The sequence below is a fragment of the uncultured Maribacter sp. genome (genome assembly GCF_947500405.1).
Taxonomy (GTDB): Bacteria; Bacteroidota; Bacteroidia; order Flavobacteriales; family Flavobacteriaceae; genus Maribacter_B.
Window position 1 is genome coordinate 98,427 of the sequence record NZ_CANMRY010000003.1, and the last position, 26,854, is coordinate 125,280.

Sequence of the window (26,854 nt, forward strand, 5' to 3'; positions counted from 1 at the left end):
TTAAAACTGTTGACCAATTATGAAGTGTGTTTCCCATCCGTGAGCACCGGTTCCTGGAGATTGTGCATCAGAATCAAATCCGTACCCAAAGTCTATACCTAGTAAACCAAATGCTGGCATGAAAATACGCAATCCTGCACCAGCCGATCGTTTTAACTCAAACGGATTAAAGTCTTGAAAATTGTTGAAAGCATTACCCGCTTCTAAAAATACTAAACCATAGATAGATGCAGAAGGCTTTAAGGTTAACGGATATCTTAATTCCATGGAGAATTTATTATACACTAACGCCCCTTCTTGATCTAAATTACCAGTAAGTAAATTAGTTGTATATGGAGTTAAAGATTGATTTTCGTATCCTCTTAACTGTACCACATCTCTACCATCTAAAGTAAAGTTTCCTAAACCATCCCCACCAACATAAAAACGCTCAAAAGGAACATTACCTACAGAGCTATTGTAATTACCTAAAAACCCAAACTCTGCATTAGTACGTAAAACTAAAGAATGATCCGCACTACCTAATAAAGTTGTATACCAATCTCCTTTAAATTTAACTTTGTAATACTCTAGCCATTTAAAACGTTCTTGATCGTCTTTCTTTAATTGGTTATCCTCAGCAGCAGTAATTGCTGTACCACCATCTGAAGATGGGTCTCTTACATCTTCTGCTTTTAATAAAGATTTATAATCTTTCCCATTTATTAAAGAAAATGGTGGTGTGAATTTTGCTGTAATTTCAAAGTTAGAACCTCCTCTTGGGAAAATTCTACCCCCAGAGGTAGCATTTCTAGAAATACCCAAAGTATAGGCTATAGAATTAGATTTACCATTTCCAAAATTAAATAAACCTTGTAATCTATAATTCTTAAAATCGTATAATTGGTAACTTAAAGAGTGTGATATGGTAAAGAAATCATCTGGCCATTGCACCCTTTTTGCCAAACCTGCCGTAATACCTGTTATAGAGAATTGCTGATTTTTATCTACTTGCACTCTTCCGTTGTTCCCAAATGAAGCTCTAAATTGTTGTGTTCTAGATAAAGACATATTAAAACGTACTGGTTTTTTACCACCTAACCAGGGTTCTGCAAAATTTAAACTATACACTCTAAAGGTTCTACTGGCTTGTACACGCAAAGCAAAAGTTTGCCCATCTCCCATTGGAACAGGTTTATATTCTTTTCCTTTAAATAAGTTCTTTATAGAAAAATTACTGAAAGAAAGTCCTAATGTTCCTATAAAACCACCACCGCCATAACCACCTTGTAGTTCTATTTGGCTAGATCCAGATTCTACTAAACTATAAGCTATATCTACCGTACCAGCATTTGGATCCGGGTTAATAATATCTGGTTTTACTTGTTCTGCATCAAAATAACCTAATTGTCCTAATTCTCTTATTGTTCTAATAATGTCAGACTTATTATAACGTTGACCAGGTCTTGTTCTTAATTCTCTAAATATTACATGGTCATTGGTTTTATCATTACCATTTACCGTAATGTGATCTAAGAAAGTTTCTTTACCTTCTATAATACGTATCTCAAAATTAATAGTATCATTCTCTGCAGAAACCTCTACTGGATTTATACTAGAAAATAAATACCCATTATTTTGATAAAGGCTTGTTACATCTTGAGCATCTGGTTTAGAGTCATCTGCAATACGCTCTCTTAATAGTACACCATTATAAGTTGCGCCTTTTTTAATTCCTAAAACTCTACTTAATTGTCTATCTGTATAAACACTATTACCAACAAAGTCTATATCTCCAAAGTAATATTTATTACCTTCTTCTACTTTTAGTTTTATTATAATATTATTCTCATCTACTTTCTGAATAGAATCTGAGATTATACGAGCGTCTCTATATCCATTTTCAGCAAACTTATCTACTAATAAGGATAAATCGTTTTTATAATCTTCTTTTATAAATTTAGATTTTTTCCAAAAACGTCCAAGTTGCTTCTTTTTAGTTTTCTTAAGTGCTCTTCTTAATCTTTTTGAAGACATTTCTTTATTGCCTTCAAAAACAATGTCTTTTATCTTTACCTTATCACCTTTCTTTACATTTACCACCATGCTCTGGGCATTGGTTTCTGATGTATCTTTTGCTGTAGCAATGGTAACATTTGCGTTTAAATACCCTTTTTTCTTGTATTTATTCTGCAAGTAGTTTTTAGAATTCGCTATTAAACTTTGCGTTATTTTCTTTCCTTTTTTAAGGTCTGTATCCTTAAGAATTTCATCTGTTTTTCTTTTCTTAACTCCGTAAACCGTTATTTTAGATAAGGTAGGTCTTTCTATAATGTTTAGGGTTAAATAAACTTTATCTTCTACTATATTTGTGATATAAAAGTCTATTTCACTAAATAGCTCTAACCCCCATAATTTATTAATTATAGCACTTATTTGCTCTCCAGGAAGCGTTATAGGTTGCCCTTCTCTTAATCCTGTATACGTTTTAACTGTTTGCTCATTATAGCTTTGCAAGCCAGTTACTTTTAAACCTCCTAATATATACTTTTTACCATCTTCATAAGAAGCGGTTTCTTGCGCAAAGCCCAAGCTTGTAATAATACTAAATAGGATGGTAAAAAAGGGTTTTAGGAATATGCCCTTATACATATTGCTAGTTAAGTTGTTCGCTAGTTTTTCCAAATCTTCGTTCTCTGTTCTGATAATTTTTAAGTGCCTCTACTAAATGTTCTTCAGTAAAATCTGGCCAAAATACATCAATAAAATATAATTCCGCGTATGCAATTTGCCAAAGTAAAAAATTACTTATACGTTGTTCCCCACTAGTTCTTATAAGAAGATCTACGTCTGGTAAATTTTGCGTGTAAAGATGAGTATTTATAATGGTTTCATCAATATTTTCTGGAGAAATTATATTATTTTTAACTTTGATGGCTATTTGTTGCACTGCATTTTTTATCTCTTCACGAGAGCCGTAGCTTAATGCAAGGGTCAATGTCATTCCTGTATTACCCTCCGTTTTTGCCATTACTTCTTGGAGCTCTTTACGCACTTTTACTGGCAAAGCGTTAACATCTCCAATTGTATTTAATTTAACATTATTTTGTAAAAAAGTCTTTAATTCTTTTTTCAAGGAACTTACTAATAAGCGCATTAGCATCTCAACCTCTAACTTAGGTCTATTCCAGTTTTCTGTAGAAAAAGTATATAAAGTTAAATACTCTATGCCTATTTTTACACAACTCTCTACTGTTCTTCTTACAGTTTTTATTCCGTTTTCATGACCAAAAACACGCAATTTCCCTTTTTGCTTTGCCCATCTACCATTGCCATCCATTATTATTGCTAAATGGGATGGTAATTGTTGGCCTTTTATTTCTTCTATAGTGCTCATGTATAGTTTTACTCGATAATTGAGATTTAAATGCTTTGAGAATTCTCTCTAATTTTAAAGGTTACTTTCTCATATATACATTTTAGGCTTCCCTTAAAAGTTATTATTCAAAACAATCGCCACATGGTTTTCTTCCAAAAGTATAGGTTAATGTAACCCCTGAAAACACGTACCAATCATCACTAAAAATATTTCCAAATCTAAATGGCTCAAAATTTGAACCTTTAGGATTACTGGCATCCAAATTATCTGTAAAAGTATACCTAGCTCCAATTTCTGCGCCAAAAATAAGCATTTGACTAATACGATACTTAAAACCAACTGTCATTGGTATAGCTAATGCTCCATCTTTTTGGTTAATTTCTTGCAAAATACCACTATTAAAATAGCTGTAATCGTATCTAAAATAAGTAAACCCAGTATATAAATAAGGGGTAAATGCCGGCCCTAATTTATGTAAATTATAGTCTACAAAATTAAATTCTAATCCTAAGGAAGCTTCTAAAACAGAATTATCTACTACATATCCTCTTTGCTGTCTTGATGTCATATTAGATTTAGAATCGTCTGCTGTAAAACTACCACGAATAATGCTTGCTCGCCAAGCATATCTTTTACTTACATTCCACTTAAAAAGACCTCCATAAGCTAAGCCAGAAGGGACTAAATAACTTGTTCTACCAACGTCTCCAATAGTGTTAGCGCCACCAGCAAACACCCCAACCTCATAGGTTTGCGCATTTAATCCTAAACAAGTAATAGCGAAGATTACAAAAATAATTCTCTTCATAAAATTTAAAAGTTTGCAAATATAACAATTTCAATAGCTTAGACTATAAAATTGTTCTTGTTCTGTTCTCTCAAGATAAACAGCTTTTAAAGGCATTTATTGTTTTACAAGCTTCTCAATTTCTTTTATCTTCTCCCCACAATAATTTATTACGAAGTGTTTTCAGGAAACTTTCAGAAGTATACTCAATCATTTTTACTGTAAAATTGGCCTTTCTAATTTCAACTTCGGTTTCATTTTCCACAGAAGCAATTCTAGAATCCAAAGACACTAAATGATTCTCTTCTCTACCTGAAACCTTTAATCTTATTACCGTGTTATCTGAAATTACTAATGGCCTTGCATTTAAATTATGTGGTGCAATTGGCGTTAAAACTAACGATTTTGCTGTAGGAACAATAACAGGACCTCCACAACTTAAAGAGTAACCTGTAGAGCCGGTTGGTGTAGAAACTATTAGACCATCTGCCCAATAAGAAGTTAAATATTCATCGTTTAAATGTGTTTCTACCGTAATCATAGATGTTGTATCTTTTCTACTTACTGTAATTTCATTTAAAGCAAAATTTAAATCTTGAAATTCATTCTCATAACCTTTGGCTTTTATTTCTAACAAACTTCGTTCTACAATAGTATACGCCCCTTGAACAAACTCTTTTACAACCTTTTTAACATCCTCTTTTTTAAATGTAGACAAAAAACCTAACCTACCGGTATTTACACCAACTATAGGAATTCCTAAATCACGAACATAGGTTGTTGCCCTTAAAATTGTGCCGTCTCCTCCAAAACTTACAAACATTTCAAATGAAGAATCTAAACCTGCCTCTGCTGTAAAAGTTTTATATGTTTTAGATGCTGTTTTTGACAATAATAAAGAATGAAATTCTTCTTCAAAATAAATTTCGGCAGATTGCTTATGAAGCTCTTCTACCAATTCCAACACGTACTCTATGGCATTGTCTTGATATGTTTGACCATAAATGGCAACTTTCATTTCTTAAACATTTAAGTATTTATCCAAATAATTGGAACGTTCTTTTAAATCTTCCAAAAATTTATCATCACTATTCCCAAAAACTATATTGTAATTGTACCTTCTGAAAGTTTGTACTACATCACTAAAGTTTTCCGTACTTATTTTTATGGTTATTTGTACTACATCATTCATCATTCCTGTAATAAAACCACCAATATATTTTGCATTATTACTCTCTACTATCTGAGCAACTTCACTAAAAGAATAATCTTTGGTTCCTTTTGCTACTACTAAAATATTCCCAGGTTCTGTAAAAAAAGGCGTATCTATAAAAACTCCAACTACATCTGTTAAATCGTAATAACCAAGAACCTCTTCGTTTTCTCCGAGAACAGGTAATAAATTTGCTTCGTTACGAGCAAAACCTTCTAAAACATCTAACCAATTAGCGTCTTTACGAGTAAAAAAGTTATCTAAACCATACCTATATCCTTCTATTTTTTCATCTACTTTTAAGTTTTCTAAATCATCTTCACTTAAGACACCTAAAAACTTTCCTTTTTCTATAACTGCTACGTGAGAAAAAGTTGTATTCTTAAAAAATTTAACCACTGCTTTTAAAGAATCTTCTACTTTAAAAACAGGAATGTTTGTTAATATGTGAGTTTGAATCTGCATATCTTTAAAATATAACGCAAAATACTAATTTAAAATATCAAAAGGCATGCCTAATTTGTATTTTTGCTCTGCTTTAAATTAAAATAATATCTATGACTAAGTTAAGTGTTAACATAAATAAAATAGCAACTCTAAGAAATTCTCGTGGAGGAAATGTTCCTAATTTATTAAAAGTAGCTAAGGATATTGAGAATTTTGGAGCAGAAGGCATTACCATACACCCTAGACCAGATGAAAGGCATATTCGCTACCAAGACGCTATAGATTTAAAAGAAATTGTGACCACCGAATATAATATTGAAGGTAACCCAATTCAAAAATTTATAGATTTAGTTTTACTAACCAAACCCACGCAAGTTACCCTAGTGCCAGATGCCATAGATGCAATAACTTCTAACGCTGGTTGGGATACTATTAAAAATGAATCTTTTTTGAGTGATGTAATTTCCACTTTTAAAAACAACAATATTAGAACTTCTATTTTTGTAGACCCTGTTTCTAAAATGATTGAAGGCGCTGCAAAAGTTGGAGCAGATCGTATTGAATTATATACAGAAAGTTATGCAGATGATTATGCTAAAAAAAATCTAGAAGGCATAAAGCCTTTTACGAATGCAGCTATATTAGCTAATAAATTAGGGCTAGGTATTAATGCAGGACACGATTTAAGTTTAGACAATATAAAATATTTTAAAGAAAATATTCCTAACTTATTAGAAGTGTCTATTGGGCATGCTTTAATAAGCGAATCACTTTATTTAGGATTAGAAAATGTTGTAAACATGTATTTAAACAAATTAAAATGAGTAAAATATTACATTCCAAAATAATAGGAGAAGGACAACCTTTATGTATTTTGCATGGTTTTTTAGGCATGTCTGATAATTGGAAAACATTAGGTAGTAATTATGCAGAAGAAGGTTTTCAGGTTCATTTAATAGACCAACGAAATCATGGGAAAAGTTTTCATTCTGAGGAGTTTAATTATGACATTTTAGCTGCAGATTTAAAAAATTATCTTGACTATCATAACATACAAATTACATTTATAATAGGTCATTCTATGGGAGGCAAAACCGCTATGCAATTTGCGTGTTCTTACCCTGAAATGGTAAAAAAGTTAATAATTGCAGATATAGCTCCTAAATTTTACCCTCCGCACCATGAAAATATCATAGAAAGCTTAAATGCCATTTCTATAGAAAAGATTGCATCTAGAAAAGAAGCAGACCTAGCTCTAGAAAAGTATATGCCAGATTTTGGTACACGCCAATTTTTACTTAAAAATCTCTATTGGGAAGAAAAAGGCAAATTAGGCTTTAGGTTTAACTTAAAAGTTTTAAGCACTAAAATGGAAGAAATAGGAGAAAACGTTAGTAACTTAGATGTTTTTAATGGAGATACTTTATTCTTAAGAGGAGATAAATCAGAATATATAATGCCAAATGATTTTCCTCAAATTAAACTACATTTTCCTAAAGCAACTATAGAAACCATAGATAATGCTGGTCATTGGCTTCATGCCGAAAACCCTAAACAGTTTTTTTCTAAATCCAGTATTTTTTTAAACCATAAGTAGAAACCATTAATAATTCCTATATTTAGTAAGAATTACACCTTATTTAAAATAACTATGAAATTAATACTAAGAACACTTTTAAGTGCATTAGCTGTAATAGTTTTATCCAACCTTTTACCAAATGTACAAGTAGACAATTACATTACCGCTATTATTGTAGCAATTGTTCTTAGTCTACTTAATTTTATAGTAAAACCTATATTAGTAATATTCACTTTACCAGTTACCATACTAACTTTAGGGCTATTTCTGCTCGTAATTAATGCTATTATTATCTTTTTAGCAGACAATTTAATTGATGGTTTTCACGTAACTAGCTTCTGGTCTGCAGTACTATTTAGTTTACTTTTATCTTTTCTACAATCCATACTTTTCTCTTTACTTAAAGAAAGTAAATAACCCTTAGATATTCCCAAGATATATTTACGAGAAAACAAGCTTTTAAATTACCAACAAGCCCTTCGTATTTAAATCTCAATTATCGAGCAAATAAAGCCGAAGTTTAAGGTTTGAAATTCAGTAGTTTAAAAAGTTGTGAGGCTTTATAAATTATAGTACTTTTGCACACCATTTTATTTATGCAAAAATAGATTCAAGAATGAACATCACAAAAGAGCAGATAGACGATTTAAATGCTGTTGTAAAAGTTGCCATTACTAAGGACGACTACCAAGACAAAGTAGAGAGTATTTTAAAAGATTACAGAAAACAAGCAAATATCCCTGGTTTTAGAAAAGGCCAAGTACCTATGGGACTTATTAAAAAGCAATATGGTAAAGCTGTTTTAGTAGACGAAGTAAATAAACTTATTCAAGAAAACCTTAACAAATATCTTACCGAAGAGAAGTTAGATGTTCTTGGAAATCCACTACCAAAACAACAAGAAAGTTTTGATTGGGATAAGGACGATTTTAATTTTGAGTTTGAATTAGGACTAGCGCCTAGTTTTGATGTTGCTTTAAAAACAAAGAAAGCAATTACTAGCTACAAAATTGTTGCCGATGACAAAATGGTTAACGAACAAATAGAACGTATTACTAAGCAGTACGGAAAATTAGTTAGCAAAGAAGAGGCAGGTAAAAAAGACGAAGTAACTGGTACTTTCTCTAATGAAGAAGAAGCTATAGAGAACAAAAGCACACTAGAACTAGATAAATTAAAAGCTAAAAAAGCTATTGATAGTTTAGTTGGTAAAAAAGTTGGCGATGTTGTTACCTTAAAAACAAAAGGTCTTTTAAAAGAAGAACATTTATTAGCTAGCACTTTAGGTGTTGATGCAGAAAAAGCTAAAGACTTAAATACAGAAGTTACTTTTACTATTGAAGAAATAAATGAAAGAGAACCTGCTAAATTAGACCAAGAGTTATTTGACAAACTTTTTGGAAAAGACACAGTTACTTCTGAAAAAGAATTAAAAGAAAAAATAAAAGAAGATTCAGAAAAACAATTTGAGCAACAAGCAGACCAAAAATTGCTTAATGACGTTACTGAATACTTCATTGAAAATACAAAATTTGAACTTCCAACAAATTTTTTAACTAAGTGGATACAATCTACGGGAGAAAAACCGTTAACAGAGGAACAAGCTGCTGAAGAGTTTGAAAAATCTGAAAAAGGATTACGCTACCAACTAATTGAAGGGAAAATCATTAAAGACAATGATATTCAAATTCAAATGGAGGAGTTAAAAGAATTTGCTAAAGGATTTATTAAAAGTCAAATGGCACAATTTGGGCAATTAGACCCAAAAGAAGAAGAATTAGATAATATTGCTACTAGAGTTTTAAGCAACCAAGACGAAGTAAAAAGATTATCAGAACAGTTAATGAGTCAAAAGCTACTTTCTCTTTATAAAGAAAAAGTAAACTTAAAGACAAAAGAGGTAACATACGAAAACTTTGTGAAAGAGGTTTACGGGTAGTTTTGCATAAAATAAATAAGTATCTTTACGGTGCCGGAAATTTATTTTCGGCACCTTTTTTTAGTTATAAAATTGAATAAATACCTAATTATGGATTACGGAAAAGAATTTAAGAATTACGCCATAAATCACCAAGGAATCAACAGCATGTACTATGACAAAATCATGAGTAGCATGTACCCAACAAATATGACTCCTAATATTATAGAAGAAAGACAACTAAATGCTATTGCTATGGATGTTTTTTCTAGATTAATGATGGATCGTATAATATTCTTAGGCACAGGTATAAATGATCAAGTTGCAAACATTGTACAAGCACAATTATTATTTTTAGAAAGTGCAGATGCTTCTAAAGACATACAAATATATATTAATTCTCCAGGTGGTAGTGTATATGCTGGCTTAGGAATTTATGACACTATGCAATTTATAAAACCAGATGTTGCAACTATTTGTACTGGTATGGCTGCATCTATGGGTGCTGTTCTTTTATGTGCAGGTGAAAAAGGAAAACGTAGTGGTTTAACCCACTCTCGTGTAATGATACACCAACCAATGGGTGGTGCACAAGGACAAGCAAGTGATATTGAAATTACCGCTCGCGAAATTCTAAAATTAAAAGAAGAATTATACCAAATAATAGCACAGCACTCAGGACAAACTATAGATAAGGTTCATGATGATAGTGATCGTGACTATTGGATGAAAGCCGAAGAAGCAAAAAAATACGGTATGATTGATGAAATTTTGGTTAGGGATAAGCAATAATTTCGACTATTTAAATACTCTTCCTTTTTAAAAGAGGATAAACCAAAAAAGAAAACCTTTCGTTATGTATACGAAAAGGTACTAATTTGATATGGCAAAAGAAAACTTAGAATGCTCATTTTGTGGTCGTAAAAAACCAGAAACCAACTTATTAATAGCTGGTTTAGATGCGCATATATGTGACCGCTGCATAGAACAAGCCCACGGCATTGTAGCAGAAGAATCTAAACAAACCAAAACCAATGATCTTTCTAGTGAGCTTGTTTTAAAAAAGCCAATAGAAATTAAAGACTTTCTAGACACTTTTATTATTGGACAAGAGCGCACTAAGAAAGTAATGTCTGTTGCTGTATACAATCACTACAAAAGATTATTACAACCCTCTTCTTCGGAAGATGAAATAGAAATACAAAAAAGTAATATTATAATGGTTGGCCAAACAGGCACAGGAAAAACCTTAATGGCAAAAACCATAGCAAAAATGCTTAATGTTCCTTTAGCAATTGTAGATGCTACTGTTTTAACAGAAGCAGGTTATGTAGGTGAAGATGTAGAAAGTATATTAACTCGTCTTTTACAAGCTGCAGATTACAATTTAGAAAAAGCAGAAAGAGGTATTGTTTTTATAGATGAGATAGATAAAATTGCTCGTAAAAGTGATAACCCATCTATAACCAGAGATGTATCTGGAGAAGGCGTACAACAAGGATTACTTAAACTTCTTGAAGGAACAGTAGTTAATGTACCACCAAAAGGAGGTAGAAAACACCCAGATCAAAAATTTATTGAAGTAAATACAGAAAATATATTATTTATAGCAGGTGGAGCTTTTGACGGAATAGAAAGAGCTATAACCAAACGTTTAAATATGCAAGCTGTTGGCTATAGTGCTTCTAAAGCAGATGAACAATTAGATGAAGCCAATATTCTTCAATATATAATCCCAAAGGATTTAAAAGAATTTGGTTTAATTCCTGAAATTATAGGAAGGCTTCCTGTTTTAACGCATATGAACCCATTAGATGCCAAAACTCTAAGAGCAATATTAACAGAGCCAAAAAATGCTATCATAAAACAATATGAGAAGCTTTTTGCAATGGATGATATTACTTTTACTATCACAGAACAAGCTTTAGAATATATAGTTGAAAAAGCTATAGAATATAAATTAGGAGCAAGAGGTTTACGTTCTCTTTGCGAAGCTATTTTTACAGATGCTATGTTTGAGTTACCTAGCAGTGACAAAAAAGAGTTTAAGGTAACTAAACCTTACGCAGAGAAAAAAATATCTTATGAGACTATTAAGAAACTAAAAGCAGTTTCTTAATCCAAAGTAAATCACTTAAAAACAAAAAAGCGAAGAATTAAATTCTTCGCTTTTTTGTTTCTGATATTATGTAAATTTTAAACTACCTTCTTCGCTTTATTTGGTAATTTAGTTACTTGATTCAGTAAATCCATACATACCTTTTTAATAATTTTCTCATCCGTATAAAGTGTATGTCCAAAATTTTCAATACGTTCAGATTCAACACCCAACTTTTTCTCCCATTCATGAGATGGTTTGTATGCATCATTTTTACCAAAAATTAATTTTGTTGGCACTTTTGGCTTACTTTCTTCATTTCGTATTCTCGTAGCAGAAACATTATATAAAGATTTCATTGGCAAACCTAATGTTGCAGCTTTCCAAGCTATTGTACCACCAGTACTAAATGCTAAATAATGACTTTCAACTTTCTCTTTCTTCAACAAATGCGCAACTGCTGTATCAATTCCACCATCCACAAAGGCTTTATGAATATTTTCCCCTGAATTTACTTTCAAATCTAAGTTCGCTAATTGCTGACTATCATAAAATACAATATCAAAATACTGTTGAAGGTACCCTAAATAAGATGTAATCCAAAGACCTTTTTTTGCTCCCCACATGTCGGATATAATAACTAGTCTTTCTGCCATATTTGTTAGTTTAAGTTACAGTTCTGTGATGATTAGAACCCTAAGGTGAGTATTAAACGAAACATATCCACATTTAATTGTTCATGTGAAGTAATTCTTCGATATAGTCTCTTTTATTAGACAATCTTGGTATCTTATGTTGCCCTCCTAACTTATCTTTAGATTTTAACCAATCATTAAACAAGTTCTCTCTAGCAATATGAACTACTGGCATTTTAAGAGTTATATTATTATATCTTTTTGCTTCATAATCAGAGTTTAATGATTTTAAGGCATTATCTAGAAATTCAATAAAATAATCTAATTTCTCAGGAGGTTTTCTAAACTCTATTACCCACTCATGTGTTCCCTTTTCTTTTCCAGACATAAATATAGGTGCCGCAGTATAGTCTTTAATTTTAGCACCTGTTTTAATACAAACACTTTTTAAAGCCTCTTCGGCATTTTCTATAATTAACTCTTCTCCAAATACATTAATATGATGTTTTGTACGCCCAGTAACTTTTATTCTATAAGGTTTTAAAGATGTAAAACGAACCGTATCTCCAATTCTATAACGCCACAAGCCAGAATTAGTGGTAATTACAATAGCATAGTTCTTATTCATTTTCACTTCCCATAAAGGAATAGCATATTGTTCTATAGTACCATAAGTTTCCATTGGAATAAATTCATAGAAAATACCATAGTCCAACATTAACAATAAATCTTTCTCGTAATTAGAATCCTGAATAGCAAAAAAACCTTCCGAGGCATTATAAATCTCATAATACTTAAAACCCTTTCTTGGAAATAAATTTTTATACTGGTCCATGTAGGGGCTAAAACTTACACCTCCATGAAAATATACCTCTAAATTTTCCCAAACTTCAAAAAGGTGGTTTTTTCCAGTTTCTTCTATTACATTATTAAGAAGTACTAACATCCAAGAAGGCACTCCTGCTAAACTAGTTACATTCTCTTGGGTGGTTTCTTTTATTATTGCTCTTAATTTATCTTCCCATTCGCTCATTAAAGACACCTTATTACTTGGCGTACTACTAAACTCTGCCCATAAAGGCATATTATCTATTAAGATAGCAGATAAATCTCCAAAAAAGGAACCATTATCTTCATAAATTTCTTTACTACCTCCTAGCCTTAGACTCTTACCAGTAAATAATTGTGAGTTTTCATTATTATTTAAATACAAGCACAACAAGTCTTTTCCCGATTTATAATGACAATCTTCTAAAGCTTCAGAGCTTACAGGTATAAACTTACTTTTAGCATTGGTAGTACCACTACTCTTTGCAAACCACTTAATAGATGTTGGCCAAAAAAGGTTTTGCTCCCCTTTTCTTGTGCGTTCTATTATTGGCTGTATTTCTTCATAAGAAACTATAGGAACCCTTTCTCTAAATGTTTGATAGTTTTTAACAGATGTAAAATCATATCTTCTTCCAATTTCTGTATCTTCTGCATACTCAATTAACTGACTTAAAACCTCAGCTTGCACCTCTTCCGGATATTTTATAAAAAGTTCTATTTGATGAAATCTCTTTTTTAAGAGCCAAGAAGCTATAGAATTAAATAATGGTATTGGCATTTTTAGGTATCTTTATCCTGTTTTTCTATTTCTTCCTAAACTAGGAAATAGACACTAAATTTAGCTCTAAAAGTTATCATTTTCAAATAGATTTTTTAATTCAATTATTTATCATGCAATACCAAGGTGTTTTAAAAAAAATGCAAACAGAAATAGGAGACCCTATTCAATATTATTTAATTTTTGAAAATGACTTTTTGAACGTAAATCAAGTTTTAAGCAAAGAACTGTCTATAGATTTTATTAAATATGAATGTCTTAATTGCCATTTAGACAAAGCTATTTATAGACAAGGATTTTGCAAATCTTGCTTTTTTGAAACTCCTTCTGCTGGAGATTGGATTATGAGACCAGAATTAAGTACTGCACATTTAGGAAAAGAAGATCGTGACTTAGAATTTGAAAAAAAAGCGCAATTACAACCACATATAGTTTATTTGGCTAACTCTAGCAATATAAAAGTTGGTGTAACTAGAAAAGGTCAGATTCCTACTAGATGGATAGACCAAGGTGCACATGAAGCTATAGAAATTGTAGAAGTACCAAATAGATATTTAGCTGGTATTACTGAGGTTGCTTTAAAAGAACATGTTGCAGATAAAACCAATTGGCGTAAAATGCTCACTAATACTATTGATGATGAAAATTTAGTAGAATGGAGAAATAAGCTAAAACAATATATTCCAGAGGAAACCCAGGAATATTTTATAGATTCTAATTTAGAAACTCATTTACATTTTCCTGTACTATCGTATCCTGAAAAAGTAAAAAGTCTAAATCTATCTAAAACTCCAAATTACAAAGGAAAACTTACTGGTATTAAAGGTCAATATCTAATTTTTGAAGACAATACTGTTTTTAATATTAGAGCAAATGAAGGATTGTATGTTGGACTAACTATTAACTAGTTTACTCCTCTTTCTTTTTACCACCCAAGAGTCCGCCTAAAATATTTTTAGCCTTTTCTTTTATTACATCTTCTTCCTTTTTAGGAGCAGCTGTAGAATCCTCTTTTGTTTCTGAAGAATTTTCCGAAGATTCTTTTTGCTTACTACCACCTAAAATACCTCCTAATACCTCTTTTACCCCTTCTTTGGTTTTATCCTTAGATTGTGTTGTATCATTTTCAGAAGCACTGCCCCCTAAAACATCCGACAATAAATCTTTTGCCTTATCTTTTCCTTTATTAATTAATTTCTGTTTTTGAATATCAATTAATTTAGATGTTAAACTTTTTACTCCACTAGCCATATCTGTAGATACTTTTGGACTGTTATACAAACCTCCAATATTTGCGGTAACAGGTATAGTTAAATTCTCTAAACTACTATCGTCTATTTTAGATATTAAGCTCGTTACTTCGCTGCCTAAATATTTAGCAGGTACATCTAAAGTAGCTTTATAATCTAAACTACTATCAAAATTATGACCACCAGATACATTCACTTTTATATCTTTATAGTTAACAGAAAATGGTTTTACTTTTACTTTTCCATCTTCAAAAGTTAGAGCAGTTTTTACTCCTTTTAAATCTATATCATCTAACTTTATAAAACTAAGATTACTGGTTAAAGAAGAAAGTAATTTAGCTTTATTAGGATCTATATCATTAGAAAGTAATTCTGCCAAAACATTACCAGAAATAGAACCTAAATCTGGCGTAAAATCATCTGTTAAGTTTCCTGTTATTTCTATATTAGAATCTAACTTACCTTGTAACGCACTTGCAATTGGTGCTAACACTTTAAAAAATTCTAAGGATTTAAAAGTCTCTGCAATACCTAATTTATCTAAATCTAATTGCATTGCAAATGTTGGTATATCTTGTTTAGTAGATACTTCGCCCCCAAAACCAACCTTACCTCCCAACATAGAAGATGTCATATTATTTAGAGTTGCCTTTTCGTCTTTAATCTTAAGGCTACCTTTAACATTAGTAAGTGTTAAATTATCATACAATACTGTTTTAGCATCGGCATTTATGGTGCAATCTAAAAATGATGGGATTTTAATTTTCTCTTCACCAGAACTAGGTTCTGTTGTTTTGTTTTGTGAAGTTGCAGACCCCATTTCTTCTTTAGCAACCATAAAATCCTCTAACGCAAAAGTGTTTGAGTTTAAGTTAAAGTTCCCTTCTACCTTTTCATCATTAAACATAAAACCCAATAAATTATCTATAGTACCATTTGCCTTAAAATCGGTCTTTCCTGTTTTTCCTTCCAAAGTATTTAAGGTAACTGTTTTAGGATTAAATGTAACCGATGTAGTATTTAATTTTATTGGATTTGGTACTTCACTACTTTTATACACAAAGTCTTTAAGCTGTAAAGTTCCTTGTGTTTTTGTATTCTCATATTTTTCTTGTTCTACAGAAGCCATATCAAAAGCAGTGCTTATATCTACATTTAAAAGCCCTTGTAAATCTAAATCCGATGGAACAGGATATGCTTTAGAAATATTAGCCAAATTCATTATTCCTTTTAATTGGGCATTAACTTTTGTATTTCCCATTAACTCTTTAATATTTGCTATTACGGAAAACGTATCTTCATCTATCCTAAAGGTTCCTTTATTAATATCTACATAAGTATCTTCTGCAATACCTGATTCATTATTTATAGCCACATCTATATTTATGTCTTGTACCGTTTTTGGTAAATCTGGATATTTAAAGGAAGCGTTATGAGATGCTATTGCTATATTAAATTTTGGAATATGTGCATCATCTACTATTCCATTAAAAGCTCCTTCTACCGTAAAATCTCCTGAGGTTTTTACATTGCCTATATCTTTGGAATATACTTCTGGAATTAATGCCAAAAAGTTTTTAAAATTTGACGACGGGGTTTTAAAAGTAATATCTAACTCTTGGTTGTTATCATTAACTTGTATAAACCCATTAAACACAAGAGGCAATTGGTTTATAAGCGCTTTATTCTTTAAAAAGGTGTATTTACTTTTTTCTAAATCTATCCCTACAACTGCATCTAATTTTATCTTGTTTTTATTTAGATAATTGGTAGAGTCCAATGTAAAAGACACTAAAGCATCTGTATGTGTATTTAGTTCCGAAGTTATTAAAGACAAATCTCCTGACCCAGAATGGTTTACATCTTTAAGTATTAAGCTTATTCCTGTAGATTTATCTATATAATTTATATCTGAATTTTTAATTGTATAAGAATTCATAGAAAAACTAAACCCAGAATTTTCTCCTGCGTTGGTTGTATTACTTTCTTCTTCCTCCCCTTTAGAAATAGCATAATTAGCTTCTTCTTTCTCATTTACAAGAATATTAAGAAGTGCCTTATCTAAAGCTAAACTCTTTATAGTTATTGGCTCATTAGCGCCTTTAAAAAGCTCTTTTATAGACATTTCTAACTCTATGTTATTAGAAGAAAAAAGAGTGTCTCCTTCAAAGGGAGCTTTATTAACTAATAAAATGTTTTCTAAACGTACTTTTGCATTAGGAAAACTAGAGAATAAACTAAGGTTAGCATCCCTAAAATTAAAGGTAGCATCTACGCTATGATTTACCTTGTTTTTAATAATATCTGCAATTTTTCCTTTTAGAAAAAAAGGTGCTGCAATAAGTGTTGCTATTACTACTAGAAACACTATCCCCAAAATTTTAAAAACTTTCTTTTTCATATATGATAAGAATATGCAATTACAACTTAAAACCAGTAAAAAAATTATGCCTCTAAGTCAATTTCCTGATTTATTGTCAGATTAAATCTTTTTCTTATAATATATACGAAGAAATATAGAAAAGGGGTGTCTACAAATGCTATAATTATCTTAAAAATAAATCCGCTAACAACTAATCCAAAAAACAAATCCCACGGAAGTACTTTAAAAACACATAATAAGCCAACAACTGTAAATGTATCTATAAACTGAGAAAAGAAGGTAGAAAAATTATTTCTAAGCCATAAATGCTTGCCTTTGGTTACTTTTTTCCAAAAATGATAGATTTGTATATCTACAAATTGAGCAAATAAATACGCCAACATAGAAGCAAGAACAGCTAGCGGTGATAATGAAAAAACACTATTAAAAGTAGCATCATTAATTGGGGAAGCACCTATTGCTGGAACATAATTAGCTAACAATACAATTGCCATAGAAAAGAATGAAGCAAAAATACCAGCTACAACAATTTGGTTTGCCTTTTTCTTTCCATAAATTTCAGAGATTAAATCTGTTATTAAAAATGTAATTGGGTAAGGTAATATCCCAACCGAAATTTCAAATAAAGGTGCTCCAAAAATAGTAATATCTCCAAAAGGCTTCCAATAAAAGAATTTTTGAAAAATTAAATTAGAAACAACTAAAGATGTAATAAATAAAGCTCCTAAATACAGGTATATTTTATAAGCAAGTCTCTTATCTTCTAATTTTAGCATATTCAAAAATACTCAAACAAAATAAAAAACTACGCTCTAAGAATTAATTACATTTTACTTTATAATAACACATAGTATATGTAAAAAATTAAGGGTTATGTATATTTGCATTTAACCAACCTTTTAAAACAAACACCATGAAAAAAAATTTTCTGCTAACACTACTCTTTTTTAGTATAAATTTTACCCATTCGCAAAGCTATATAGGATTTTTAACAGATAACTACAGTGGTGTTCACGGTGTTATATCTAACCCTGCAAACATTACAGACTCTAGATTTAAAACCGACGTTAACCTTTTTGGAGCTAGCGTCTTTTTTGCTAATGATTATTATGGCATAAAATTATCGGACGTTACAAGTGGCGATTTTGATTTTGAAGAAGACGCTTCTAAAAACCCATCAAACAGTAATAATATATTTGGTAATGTAGATGTATTAGGGCCAGCTTTTATGTTCAACTTGGATAAAAAAAGCGCTATTGCTATTTTTAGCAGAATGCGTGTTAATTACAATATTAACAAAATTAACGGAGAGACTTACGAAAGTATTTCTAATGATTTTGATGAAACTGAAGACTTTAATGTAGATGAAGATGATTTTTATTTAACAGGTAATGCTTGGGCAGAAGTTGGCATAACGTACGCAAGAACCATTTACAACAAAGAACAACACTTTGTAAAAGGTGGTATTTCTTTAAAATATTTACAAGGACTTGGAAATGCATATACTAGTGGTAAAGAAGTAACAATAGACTATGATGCAGATGGAAGCGATTTAGGCGGCGGAGCCACGACAGGAAGCATAACTTCTACTGGAGAAGTAAACTATGGCCATAGTGAAAATATTGATGGTAATTTTGAAGATTTTGACCTTGAAATCATGGATGGAGCAAAAGGGTTTGGCGTAGACCTTGGTTTTGTTTATGAATATAGACCAGACTTTGCTTCTTATAATTCTACAGATGCAGACGGAAATATTTATGGCCGTAAAGATAAAAACAAATATAAATTTAAGTTTGGCGTATCTATTACAGATATTGGTAGTATAAACTACAAAAACGGAACTGCAAAAACGTATGATATAGCAAATACCGTAAATGAAGATGATTTTGAAAATGAAGAAAATTTTGAAGATGTTTTAAATAACCTTTATCGCGAAATTAACTCTGGTTCTGCTACAAAAGCAATATTACCAACAGCTTTGCATTTAAATGCAGATTGGAATATGCTTAAAAAGTTTTATTTAAATCTAAATGCAGACCTTTCTCTTAGCTCTAACTCTAAAGAAAACACAAGCAGAATTGCTAATATAGCTTCCTTAACGCCTCGTTTTGAAAGCAAAGGTTTTAGTTTCTACATGCCTCTTAGTCTTATACAAGGTAGCGGATTTCAATGGGGAGCTGGTTTTAGAGCTGGACCACTATATGTAGGTTCTGGATCTATACTTTCTTTATTAACTAGTAATGACTCTAAAGCTGCAGATGTATATTTAGGACTTAAAATTCCTATCACCCAAAAAAGTCCAAAAGATAAAGATGGTGACGGTGTAACTAACAAACAAGATAAATGCCCTAAAGTTGCCGGACCAATTGAAAATAGCGGGTGTCCTTGGGAAGATACCGATGGAGATACTGTTTTAGATAAAGATGACCAATGTCCTGAAGAAGCAGGACCTGTAGAAAATAATGGTTGTCCTTGGAAAGATACAGACGGAGATACTGTTTTAGATAAAGACGATCAATGTCCTGAAGAAGCAGGCTTACCAGAAAATAATGGCTGTCTTTATAAAGATACCGATGGAGATTCTATTTATGACGAAGAGGACAAATGCCCGGAAGAAGTAGGGCCTGTAGAAAACAATGGATGTCCTTGGAAAGACTTTGACGGAGATTCTATTTTAGATAAAGAAGATAATTGTCCTGAAAAAGCTGGAACAACAGCTAATAATGGATGCCCAGAAGTTACAGAAACTGTTCAAAAAACACTTAACAGTTACGCAAAAACCATACTGTTTAACACTGGAAAAACATCTATTAAAGTTGAATCTACAACTGCTTTAATTGAAATTATACAAATTTTAAAGGAGTATCCTAATGCAAAGTTCTCTGTAGAAGGACATACCGATAGCATTGGAAGTGCTGCTACCAACCAAAAATTGTCTGAAAACAGAGCCAATTCTGTTAAAGACTTTTTAATTGAAAAAGGTATTGACTCCTCTAGATTAAGTGCAGTAGGTTATGGCGAAACAAAACCTATAGCTACCAATATGTATAAAGATGGTAGGGAACAAAATAGAAGGGTTGAAATAAACTTAGTTAAGTAAACCATAAACGACTAGTCCTAAATAATCTGTATCGATTATTTAGGACTAGTCAATAGTATTAAAATACTTTCCACTACTTAATATTTAAAGCATAGGGCATTCTTACTTGGACTCCCTTTTGGTTCATTGCTTTTTTTATCTCCTTTAGTATAGCATACCCTTCTGGACCAATTTCCTTAGAAATAATTCCTTCTTTATTAAAGATACTCGCCCCTCCTATATCTTCCATTAATTTTTCTATTCCGGTTTTATATTTAGGAAACTTTTTAATTCCAAATTTTTCAATTCCTGCTAAATTAGCCGCTTCATTAATAGCATCATCCAAAGTTCCCAACTCATCTACCAAACCAACACGTTTTGCATCTACACCACTCCAAACTCTACCTTGTGCTACACTATCTGCTTGCGCCATAGAAATCCCTCTTCCGCTAGACACTTTCTCCAAGAAAGTTGTGTAAGTAGTTTCTATACTTTCTTGAATTTTCCCTCTAAAATTATCGGACATTGGATCAAAAACAGAGTACCCAACAGAATTTTTATTTGTCCCAACCTGTTCTGCATTAATTCCTATATCTGTAGCTAACTCATTTACATTGGGTATGATTCCAAAAACACCAATAGAGCCTGTAATGGTTGTTGGTTCCGCAAATATCTTATCCGCACCAGCAGCAATATAATACCCTCCAGAGGCAGCAACATTACCCATAGAAACTACTACAGGCTTCACTTCTTTTGCTAATACTACTTCTCTCCATATAATATCTGAAGTTAAAGCACTACCACCAGGAGAATTTACACGAAGAACAATGGCTTTTACTTTTTCATCTTCCCTTGCTTTTATAATAGCTTCATTAATAAGTCCCTGGCCTATTACCTCATTACTTCCTTCTCCGTATAATATTTCTCCTTGTGCATAAATTACAGCTATTTTTTTCTCCCCTTTATGTAATTTTATAGTATTTGCTTTTGAACTATACTCTTGAATACTTAAAAGGTTAATTTCTTTATCTTCTTCAATTCCGGCTGCATTTTTCAGCTTTTTTTCATACTCATCATAATACGTTATAGCATCAATTAATTTAGAAGCTTTTGCATGTTTTGGCATTCTACCCCCTAAAGTATCCGCAATAATATTCATATTCTCTACAGTAATATTTCTACTTAATGCAATATCATCCACAACTGAGTTCCAAACTGACCCTATTAACTCTTTTATTTGAGTTCTATTAGCATCACTCATTGTATCATTTAAATAAGGCTCTACAGCGCTTTTATATTTCCCATGACGAATAACTTCCATTTTAACGCCTGTTTTCTCTTGCAAGTCTTTATAAAAAAAAACCTCTGTAGATAATCCTTTAAAATCTAACACTCCAACTGGGTTTAAAAAGATAGAATCAGAAACACTAGCCAAATAATAATCTTTCTGCATATAATAATCGCCATAAGAATAAATAAACTTACCACTAGTTTTAAAATCCTCTAAAGCTTTTCTAATGGATTGTGTTTGCGCCCAACCCGACATTAAAAAATTATTATTTATACTTATACCTACAAGGTCTTTATCATTCTTTGCAACTTTTATAGCATGAATAATTCTATCTAAATCTTCTGATTTTTGAAACAAAGCCTTAAAAGGGTTTTCTTCATCTCCTCCTACATAATCACTTATTGGTTGCTGCAACTGTAGTTCTAAAATAGATTTTGGTTTTACTTCTACAGTTTCCGAATTACTGCTAGATAAAGCAATAAAAATCACAAACATTATAAATACAATCCCAAAAGCTATAATACATCCTAAAATTGCTGCCAGAAGATTTCTTAAAAAATTCATTAAATAAGCTGTTAATATTAGCTAACAAAGATAACCAATTGAATTTGTTTTGTTTATTTTGCCTGAATATTATGAACAAAACAACAGACACTTATATTTCTATTGGCAGTAACTTAGGTAATAGACTAGAAACCATACAAGAAGCAATATTTTTAATTGCTAAAAATATTGGTATTGTAAAAACTTGCTCCAAAGTGTACGAATGTCCTGCGTGGGGATTTTCTGGAGAAAATTTTTTAAACGCATGTTTGCATATACAAACAGAATTATCTCCAGAAAATTTACTTTTTAATTTATTAGAAATAGAAAAAAAATTAGGAAGAGAAAGGTCTGCCAACACTGGTTACCAATCTAGAACCATAGATTTAGATATTGTTTATTACGATACATTAATACAAACAGACCCTAATTTAACTATACCACATCCTAAATTACAGGAAAGACTTTTTGTTTTAAAACCTCTTGCAAATATAGCTCCACAATTTTATCATCCAATTTTAAAAAAAGATACTAGAAATTTAATTCAAGAATGTAAAGACAAAAGTGTTTTAACAAAAACAAAGAATGTCCTTTTTTGTAGTAAACAAAAATTATTAGCAACTTCCCAGTTCATTTCTATAGAAGGTAACATTGGCGCAGGAAAAACTTCTTTGGCTACCAAAATTGCAAAAGACTTTAATGGAAAACTCGTATTAGAACGATTTGCTGAAAATCCTTTTTTACCAAATTTTTACAAAGACCAATCTAGGTATGCCTTCCCTTTAGAAATGTCTTTTTTAGCAGATAGATACCAACAATTTTCTGATGACACCTCCCAATTTGACCTTTTTAAAGACTTTATGGTTAGTGATTATGATATTTTTAAATCTCTAATTTTTGCTAAAGTTACTTTACAAAAAGACGAATATGAATTGTATAGAAAAATATTCAATTTTATGCATAAGGAGGTTAAAAAACCACAAATTTATGTATACCTATACCAAACAACTGAGCGCCTTTTAGAAAACATTAAAAAACGGGGAAGAGACTATGAACAAGGTATTAAAACCGATTACCTAGAAAAAATTAATAGAGGTTATTTTGATTTTCTTAAAGGCTACCCCAAAGAAAACAGTCTTGTAATAGATGTTACCGAACTAGATTTTGTAGCTAATGAAAAGGATTATCAAATAATTATAGATAAGGTCTTGACGTTGGCATTTCAACAAATAAATTAACATAATTTTGGCAATTTCCTTGCACACTTTAAATCAATTGCCGTAATTGCAGAAGCATTTATGCAACTAACTAACTCAAACTTTACTCTAAAACCCAACTTAGGTTGGGTTTTTTTTTGCTTTAATTTTACTCCAAACATCCCAAATAACAATACCTGCACTAACCGAAATATTTAAAGAGTGTTTAGTTCCGAATTGTGGAATTTCTAATACTCCAGAGCAAATGTTAACCACTTCTTGTGAAACCCCTTTTACTTCATTTCCAAAAATTAAAACATATTTCTCATTAGGTTTTACTTTAAAATCCTGAAGCATTGTGGCATTTTCTGCTTGCTCAATTGCTAAACTAGTATATCCCTCCGCATTAAGATTCTGAATTACATCTAGTGTACTTTCTTTATACTCCCAAGCTACACTTTCTGTTGCTCCAAGTGCGGTTTTATTAATATCTTTATTTGGCGGAGTTGCAGTAATACCACAGAGGTATATTTTCTCAATTAAAAAAGCATCGGAGGTTCTAAAAACAGAACCAATATTATTTAAACTCCTTATATTATCTAAAACAACAACAACAGGAGTTTTATTAGCATTCTTAAACCCTTCTATATCTAAGCGGTCTAATTCTTCATTCTTTAATTTTCTCATTTACTTCTATTAATAAAACACCAAAATAAAATACACAATTGTTGCTTTTTTTAAGTTATCCTGAAATATCAACAATGGTGTATATTCTATAAGGAAAATATTATTTTCGTTAGGTTACAAAAATACTTTAAAAATTACCAATTGGCAGCTAAAGAAAAAACAAAGAAGGTTACCCCTTTAATGCAACAATACAACACTATTAAAACAAAGTATCCAGATGCTATGTTACTTTTTAGGGTTGGCGATTTTTACGAAACTTTTGGTGAAGATGCTATTAAAGCATCCAAAATATTAGGTATAACCTTAACAAACAGAAACAATGGAGGAGAAAAAACAGAACTAGCTGGGTTTCCACATCATTCTGTAAACACCTATTTACCTAAACTTGTTAAAGCTGGGCAAAGAGTTGCAATTTGTGACCAGTTAGAAGACCCTAAACAAACCAAAACCATTGTAAAAAGAGGCGTTACGGAATTAGTTACCCCTGGTGTTGCTTTAAATGATGATATTTTAAATGCTAAAACTAACAACTTTTTATGTGCTGTACATTTTGGTAGAAAAAAATTAGGTGTTGCTTTTGTTGACATTTCTACAGGAGAATTTTTAACCTCTGAAGGTACAGAAGAACAAATAGACAAACTTTTACAAAACTTTGCTCCTAACGAAATACTTATTTCTAAAGCGCATAAAAAAGAATTTTTAGAGGTTTTTGGAACACAGTTTCATACCTTTTTTATAGAAGATTGGGTTTTTCAGGAAGATTATACCAAAGAAACCCTAACTAATCACTTTAAAACAAGTACCCTTAAAGGTTTTGGTGTAGAACATTTAATTAATGGTATTATTGCTTCTGGTGTAGTTTTACATTATTTATCCGAAACGCAGCATAACCAATTACAACATATAAACAAACTACAACGAATTGCCGAAGATGAATATATTTGGATGGATAGGTTTACCATTAAAAATTTAGAACTTTACCATTCTCAAAACGTAAATGCTGTTACTTTATTAGATGTAATTGACAAAACTATTTCTCCAATGGGAGGAAGAATGATTAAACGTTGGCTTGCACTTCCTCTAAAAAATTTAGAAAGAATACAAAAAAGGCATGCGGTTATTACTTATTTATCTAAACAAGAAGAAGATTTAGATAAATTACAGCACTGGATAAAGCAAATGGGCGATTTAGAACGTTTAATTTCTAAAGTATCTACTGGCAAAGTAAATCCTAGAGAAATTATTCAACTAAAAAATTCTTTAGAAGCTATTATTCCATTAAAGCAACTTACTAAAAATGCTAAAAACGAAGCGCTTAATCTTATAGGAGACCAATTACATAGTTGTGATTTACTGCGAAGTAAAATTAAAGAAATGCTTAGTGAGGAAGCGCCAGTTAATATTCTAAAAGGAAATGCTATTGCCAAAGGCTATTCCGAAGAGTTAGATGAACTTAGAGGGCTTGCCTTTTCCGGCAAAGAATATTTAGATAACATGCTTGCTAGAGAAACCGAAAGAACTGGAATAAGCTCTCTTAAGATAGCATCTAACAATGTATTTGGGTATTATATAGAAGTGCGTAACACGCATAAAGATAAAGTTCCTGAAGAATGGATACGCAAACAAACTTTAGTTAATGCAGAACGTTATATAACTGAAGAGCTAAAAGAATATGAAGCCAAAATACTTGGAGCAGAAGAACGTATATTAAGTTTAGAGCAACAGTTATTCTCCCAACTTGTAATTTGGATGCAAGAATACATTGCGCCAGTACAGAACAATGCACAACTAATAGCACAGCTAGACTGCCTTTGTGGTTTTACACAGTTAGCAAAAGAAAATAATTATGTTTTACCTGAGGTAAATGAATCTACCGATTTATCTATAACCAATGGAAGACACCCTGTAATTGAAAAACAATTACCACTAGGAGAAACTTATATTGCCAATGATGTACACTTAGATAGAACACAGCAGCAAATAATAATGATTACGGGTCCAAATATGAGTGGTAAATCTGCCATATTAAGACAAACCGCTTTAATAGTTTTATTAGCGCAAATGGGAAGTTTTGTTCCTGCAGAAGCTGCGACTATAGGTTTGGTAGACAAAATATTTACAAGAGTTGGCGCTAGTGACAATATATCTATGGGAGAATCTACTTTTATGGTAGAAATGAATGAAACAGCCTCTATCTTAAATAACCTCTCGGAACGCAGTTTAGTTCTTTTAGATGAGATAGGACGAGGAACAAGTACTTATGATGGTATTTCTATTGCTTGGGCTATTTCTGAGTATTTGCATGAACACCCAGCAAAAGCAAAAACCTTGTTCGCAACACATTATCATGAACTTAATGAAATGTGCACTACTTTTGAACGTATAAAAAATTACAATGTATCCGTTAAAGAATTAAAAGACACTGTACTTTTTCTAAGAAAACTTACTCCTGGAGGTAGCGAACATAGTTTTGGAATACACGTCGCAAAAATGGCTGGAATGCCACAACAAGTAATTTCTAAAGCTAATAAAATTCTAAAAAAACTAGAAAAATCACATTCTAGCGAAGAACTTACAGATAAATTACAATCTGTTCAAAATGAAATGCAATTAAGTTTCTTTAATCTAGACGACCCATTATTAGAACAAATAAAAGAGGAAATCACTCATTTAGATATAGATACATTAACTCCAGTAGAAGCATTAATGAAGTTAAATGAAATTAAACGCTTGCTTGTAAAAAAGAAGAAAGCCACCTCTTAAAAAAAAATCTATTTTTTA

The 26,854-nt window shown here is 31.3% G+C and carries 21 protein-coding genes; 10 read left to right on the top strand and 11 right to left on the bottom strand.

Annotation, left to right across the window (positions count from 1 at the left end; translation table 11 throughout):
* The 5 genes from Q0945_RS04925 to Q0945_RS04945 form a co-directional block, all read right to left on the bottom strand.
* A complete protein-coding gene (locus Q0945_RS04925) occupies positions 1 to 2,631 on the bottom strand; it encodes a POTRA domain-containing protein (protein ID WP_299431396.1) in 2,631 nt (876 codons plus the stop codon).
* Positions 2,632 to 2,635: 4 nt separating this feature from the next.
* Complete coding sequence (locus tag Q0945_RS04930) at positions 2,636 to 3,376, bottom strand: isoprenyl transferase (protein ID WP_299431399.1); 741 nt, start codon at positions 3,374 to 3,376, stop codon at positions 2,636 to 2,638.
* 103 nt (positions 3,377 to 3,479) lie between these two features.
* A complete protein-coding gene (locus tag Q0945_RS04935; protein ID WP_299431402.1) occupies positions 3,480 to 4,166 on the bottom strand; it encodes a DUF6089 family protein in 687 nt (228 codons plus the stop codon).
* Positions 4,167 to 4,281: 115 nt separating this feature from the next.
* On the bottom strand, positions 4,282 to 5,163 hold the full coding sequence (locus Q0945_RS04940) for an NAD kinase (RefSeq protein ID WP_299431405.1): 882 nt from the start codon (positions 5,161 to 5,163) through the stop codon (positions 4,282 to 4,284).
* A 3-nt stretch (positions 5,164 to 5,166) separates the two neighbouring features.
* Positions 5,167 to 5,823: a CBS domain-containing protein gene (locus Q0945_RS04945; RefSeq protein ID WP_299431408.1), complete on the bottom strand. Its 657-nt coding sequence runs from the start codon at positions 5,821 to 5,823 to the stop codon at positions 5,167 to 5,169.
* Between the two features lie 92 nt (positions 5,824 to 5,915).
* Here Q0945_RS04945 and Q0945_RS04950 point away from each other — a divergent pair, with 92 nt between their 5' ends.
* The 6 genes from Q0945_RS04950 (at position 5,916) to clpX (ending at position 11,421) form a co-directional block, all read left to right on the top strand.
* Positions 5,916 to 6,629 (top strand): pyridoxine 5'-phosphate synthase, encoded by a 714-nt coding sequence (locus Q0945_RS04950; RefSeq protein ID WP_299431411.1) that lies wholly within the window; start codon positions 5,916 to 5,918, stop codon positions 6,627 to 6,629.
* Positions 6,626 to 7,402, top strand: a complete 777-nt coding sequence (locus tag Q0945_RS04955; RefSeq protein WP_299431414.1) for an alpha/beta fold hydrolase — start codon at positions 6,626 to 6,628, stop codon at positions 7,400 to 7,402. Before Q0945_RS04950 ends, Q0945_RS04955 begins: the two co-directional genes overlap by 4 nt.
* Positions 7,403 to 7,456: 54 nt before the next feature.
* Entirely contained in the window at positions 7,457 to 7,801 is a 345-nt protein-coding gene (locus Q0945_RS04960) for a phage holin family protein (RefSeq protein WP_299431417.1), read from the top strand.
* A gap of 199 nt (positions 7,802 to 8,000) precedes the next feature.
* Positions 8,001 to 9,323 carry a trigger factor gene (gene tig, locus Q0945_RS04965; protein ID WP_299431420.1) on the top strand — a complete coding sequence of 441 codons (1,323 nt, stop codon included), beginning with the start codon at positions 8,001 to 8,003 and terminating at the stop codon, positions 9,321 to 9,323.
* Positions 9,324 to 9,413: 90 nt separating this feature from the next.
* Positions 9,414 to 10,094, top strand: a complete 681-nt coding sequence (clpP, locus tag Q0945_RS04970) for an ATP-dependent Clp endopeptidase proteolytic subunit ClpP (RefSeq protein ID WP_298484270.1) — start codon at positions 9,414 to 9,416, stop codon at positions 10,092 to 10,094.
* Positions 10,095 to 10,185: 91 nt separating this feature from the next.
* Positions 10,186 to 11,421, top strand: coding sequence for an ATP-dependent Clp protease ATP-binding subunit ClpX (gene clpX / locus Q0945_RS04975; RefSeq protein ID WP_299431424.1), 1,236 nt, complete (start codon positions 10,186 to 10,188; stop codon positions 11,419 to 11,421).
* Positions 11,422 to 11,498: 77 nt separating this feature from the next.
* Here the strand turns inward: clpX and Q0945_RS04980 are convergent, their stop codons facing one another.
* On the bottom strand, positions 11,499 to 12,056 hold the full coding sequence (locus Q0945_RS04980) for a hypothetical protein (RefSeq protein ID WP_299431427.1): 558 nt from the start codon (positions 12,054 to 12,056) through the stop codon (positions 11,499 to 11,501).
* Positions 12,057 to 12,129: 73 nt separating this feature from the next.
* A complete protein-coding gene (locus tag Q0945_RS04985) occupies positions 12,130 to 13,644 on the bottom strand; it encodes a GH3 auxin-responsive promoter family protein (RefSeq protein WP_299431430.1) in 1,515 nt (504 codons plus the stop codon).
* Positions 13,645 to 13,757: 113 nt separating this feature from the next.
* On the opposite strand from Q0945_RS04985, the gene Q0945_RS04990 reads away from it, so the two are divergent.
* Complete coding sequence (locus Q0945_RS04990) at positions 13,758 to 14,552, top strand: DUF2797 domain-containing protein (protein WP_299431433.1); 795 nt, start codon at positions 13,758 to 13,760, stop codon at positions 14,550 to 14,552.
* Between the two features lies 1 nt (position 14,553).
* Here the strand turns inward: Q0945_RS04990 and Q0945_RS04995 are convergent, their stop codons facing one another.
* Positions 14,554 to 17,295: an AsmA family protein gene (locus tag Q0945_RS04995; RefSeq protein ID WP_299431436.1), complete on the bottom strand. Its 2,742-nt coding sequence runs from the start codon at positions 17,293 to 17,295 to the stop codon at positions 14,554 to 14,556.
* Positions 17,296 to 17,339: 44 nt separating this feature from the next.
* Positions 17,340 to 18,053, bottom strand: a complete 714-nt coding sequence (locus tag Q0945_RS05000; protein WP_299431439.1) for a queuosine precursor transporter — start codon at positions 18,051 to 18,053, stop codon at positions 17,340 to 17,342.
* A gap of 137 nt (positions 18,054 to 18,190) precedes the next feature.
* On the opposite strand from Q0945_RS05000, the gene Q0945_RS05005 reads away from it, so the two are divergent.
* On the top strand, positions 18,191 to 20,377 hold the full coding sequence (locus Q0945_RS05005; protein ID WP_299431442.1) for a DUF5723 family protein: 2,187 nt from the start codon (positions 18,191 to 18,193) through the stop codon (positions 20,375 to 20,377).
* 73 nt (positions 20,378 to 20,450) lie between these two features.
* Here the strand turns inward: Q0945_RS05005 and sppA are convergent, their stop codons facing one another.
* Positions 20,451 to 22,211, bottom strand: coding sequence for a signal peptide peptidase SppA (sppA, locus tag Q0945_RS05010; RefSeq protein WP_299431445.1), 1,761 nt, complete (start codon positions 22,209 to 22,211; stop codon positions 20,451 to 20,453).
* 71 nt (positions 22,212 to 22,282) lie between these two features.
* On the opposite strand from sppA, the gene folK reads away from it, so the two are divergent.
* Positions 22,283 to 23,428: a 2-amino-4-hydroxy-6-hydroxymethyldihydropteridine diphosphokinase gene (gene folK / locus Q0945_RS05015; RefSeq protein WP_299431448.1), complete on the top strand. Its 1,146-nt coding sequence runs from the start codon at positions 22,283 to 22,285 to the stop codon at positions 23,426 to 23,428.
* Positions 23,429 to 23,527: 99 nt separating this feature from the next.
* Here folK and Q0945_RS05020 read toward each other — a convergent pair whose 3' ends face one another.
* Positions 23,528 to 24,073: an RNA methyltransferase gene (locus tag Q0945_RS05020; protein WP_299431451.1), complete on the bottom strand. Its 546-nt coding sequence runs from the start codon at positions 24,071 to 24,073 to the stop codon at positions 23,528 to 23,530.
* A 180-nt stretch (positions 24,074 to 24,253) separates the two neighbouring features.
* On the opposite strand from Q0945_RS05020, the gene mutS reads away from it, so the two are divergent.
* Positions 24,254 to 26,836, top strand: coding sequence for a DNA mismatch repair protein MutS (gene mutS / locus Q0945_RS05025; protein ID WP_299432245.1), 2,583 nt, complete (start codon positions 24,254 to 24,256; stop codon positions 26,834 to 26,836).
* Positions 26,837 to 26,854 lie beyond the last annotated feature (18 nt).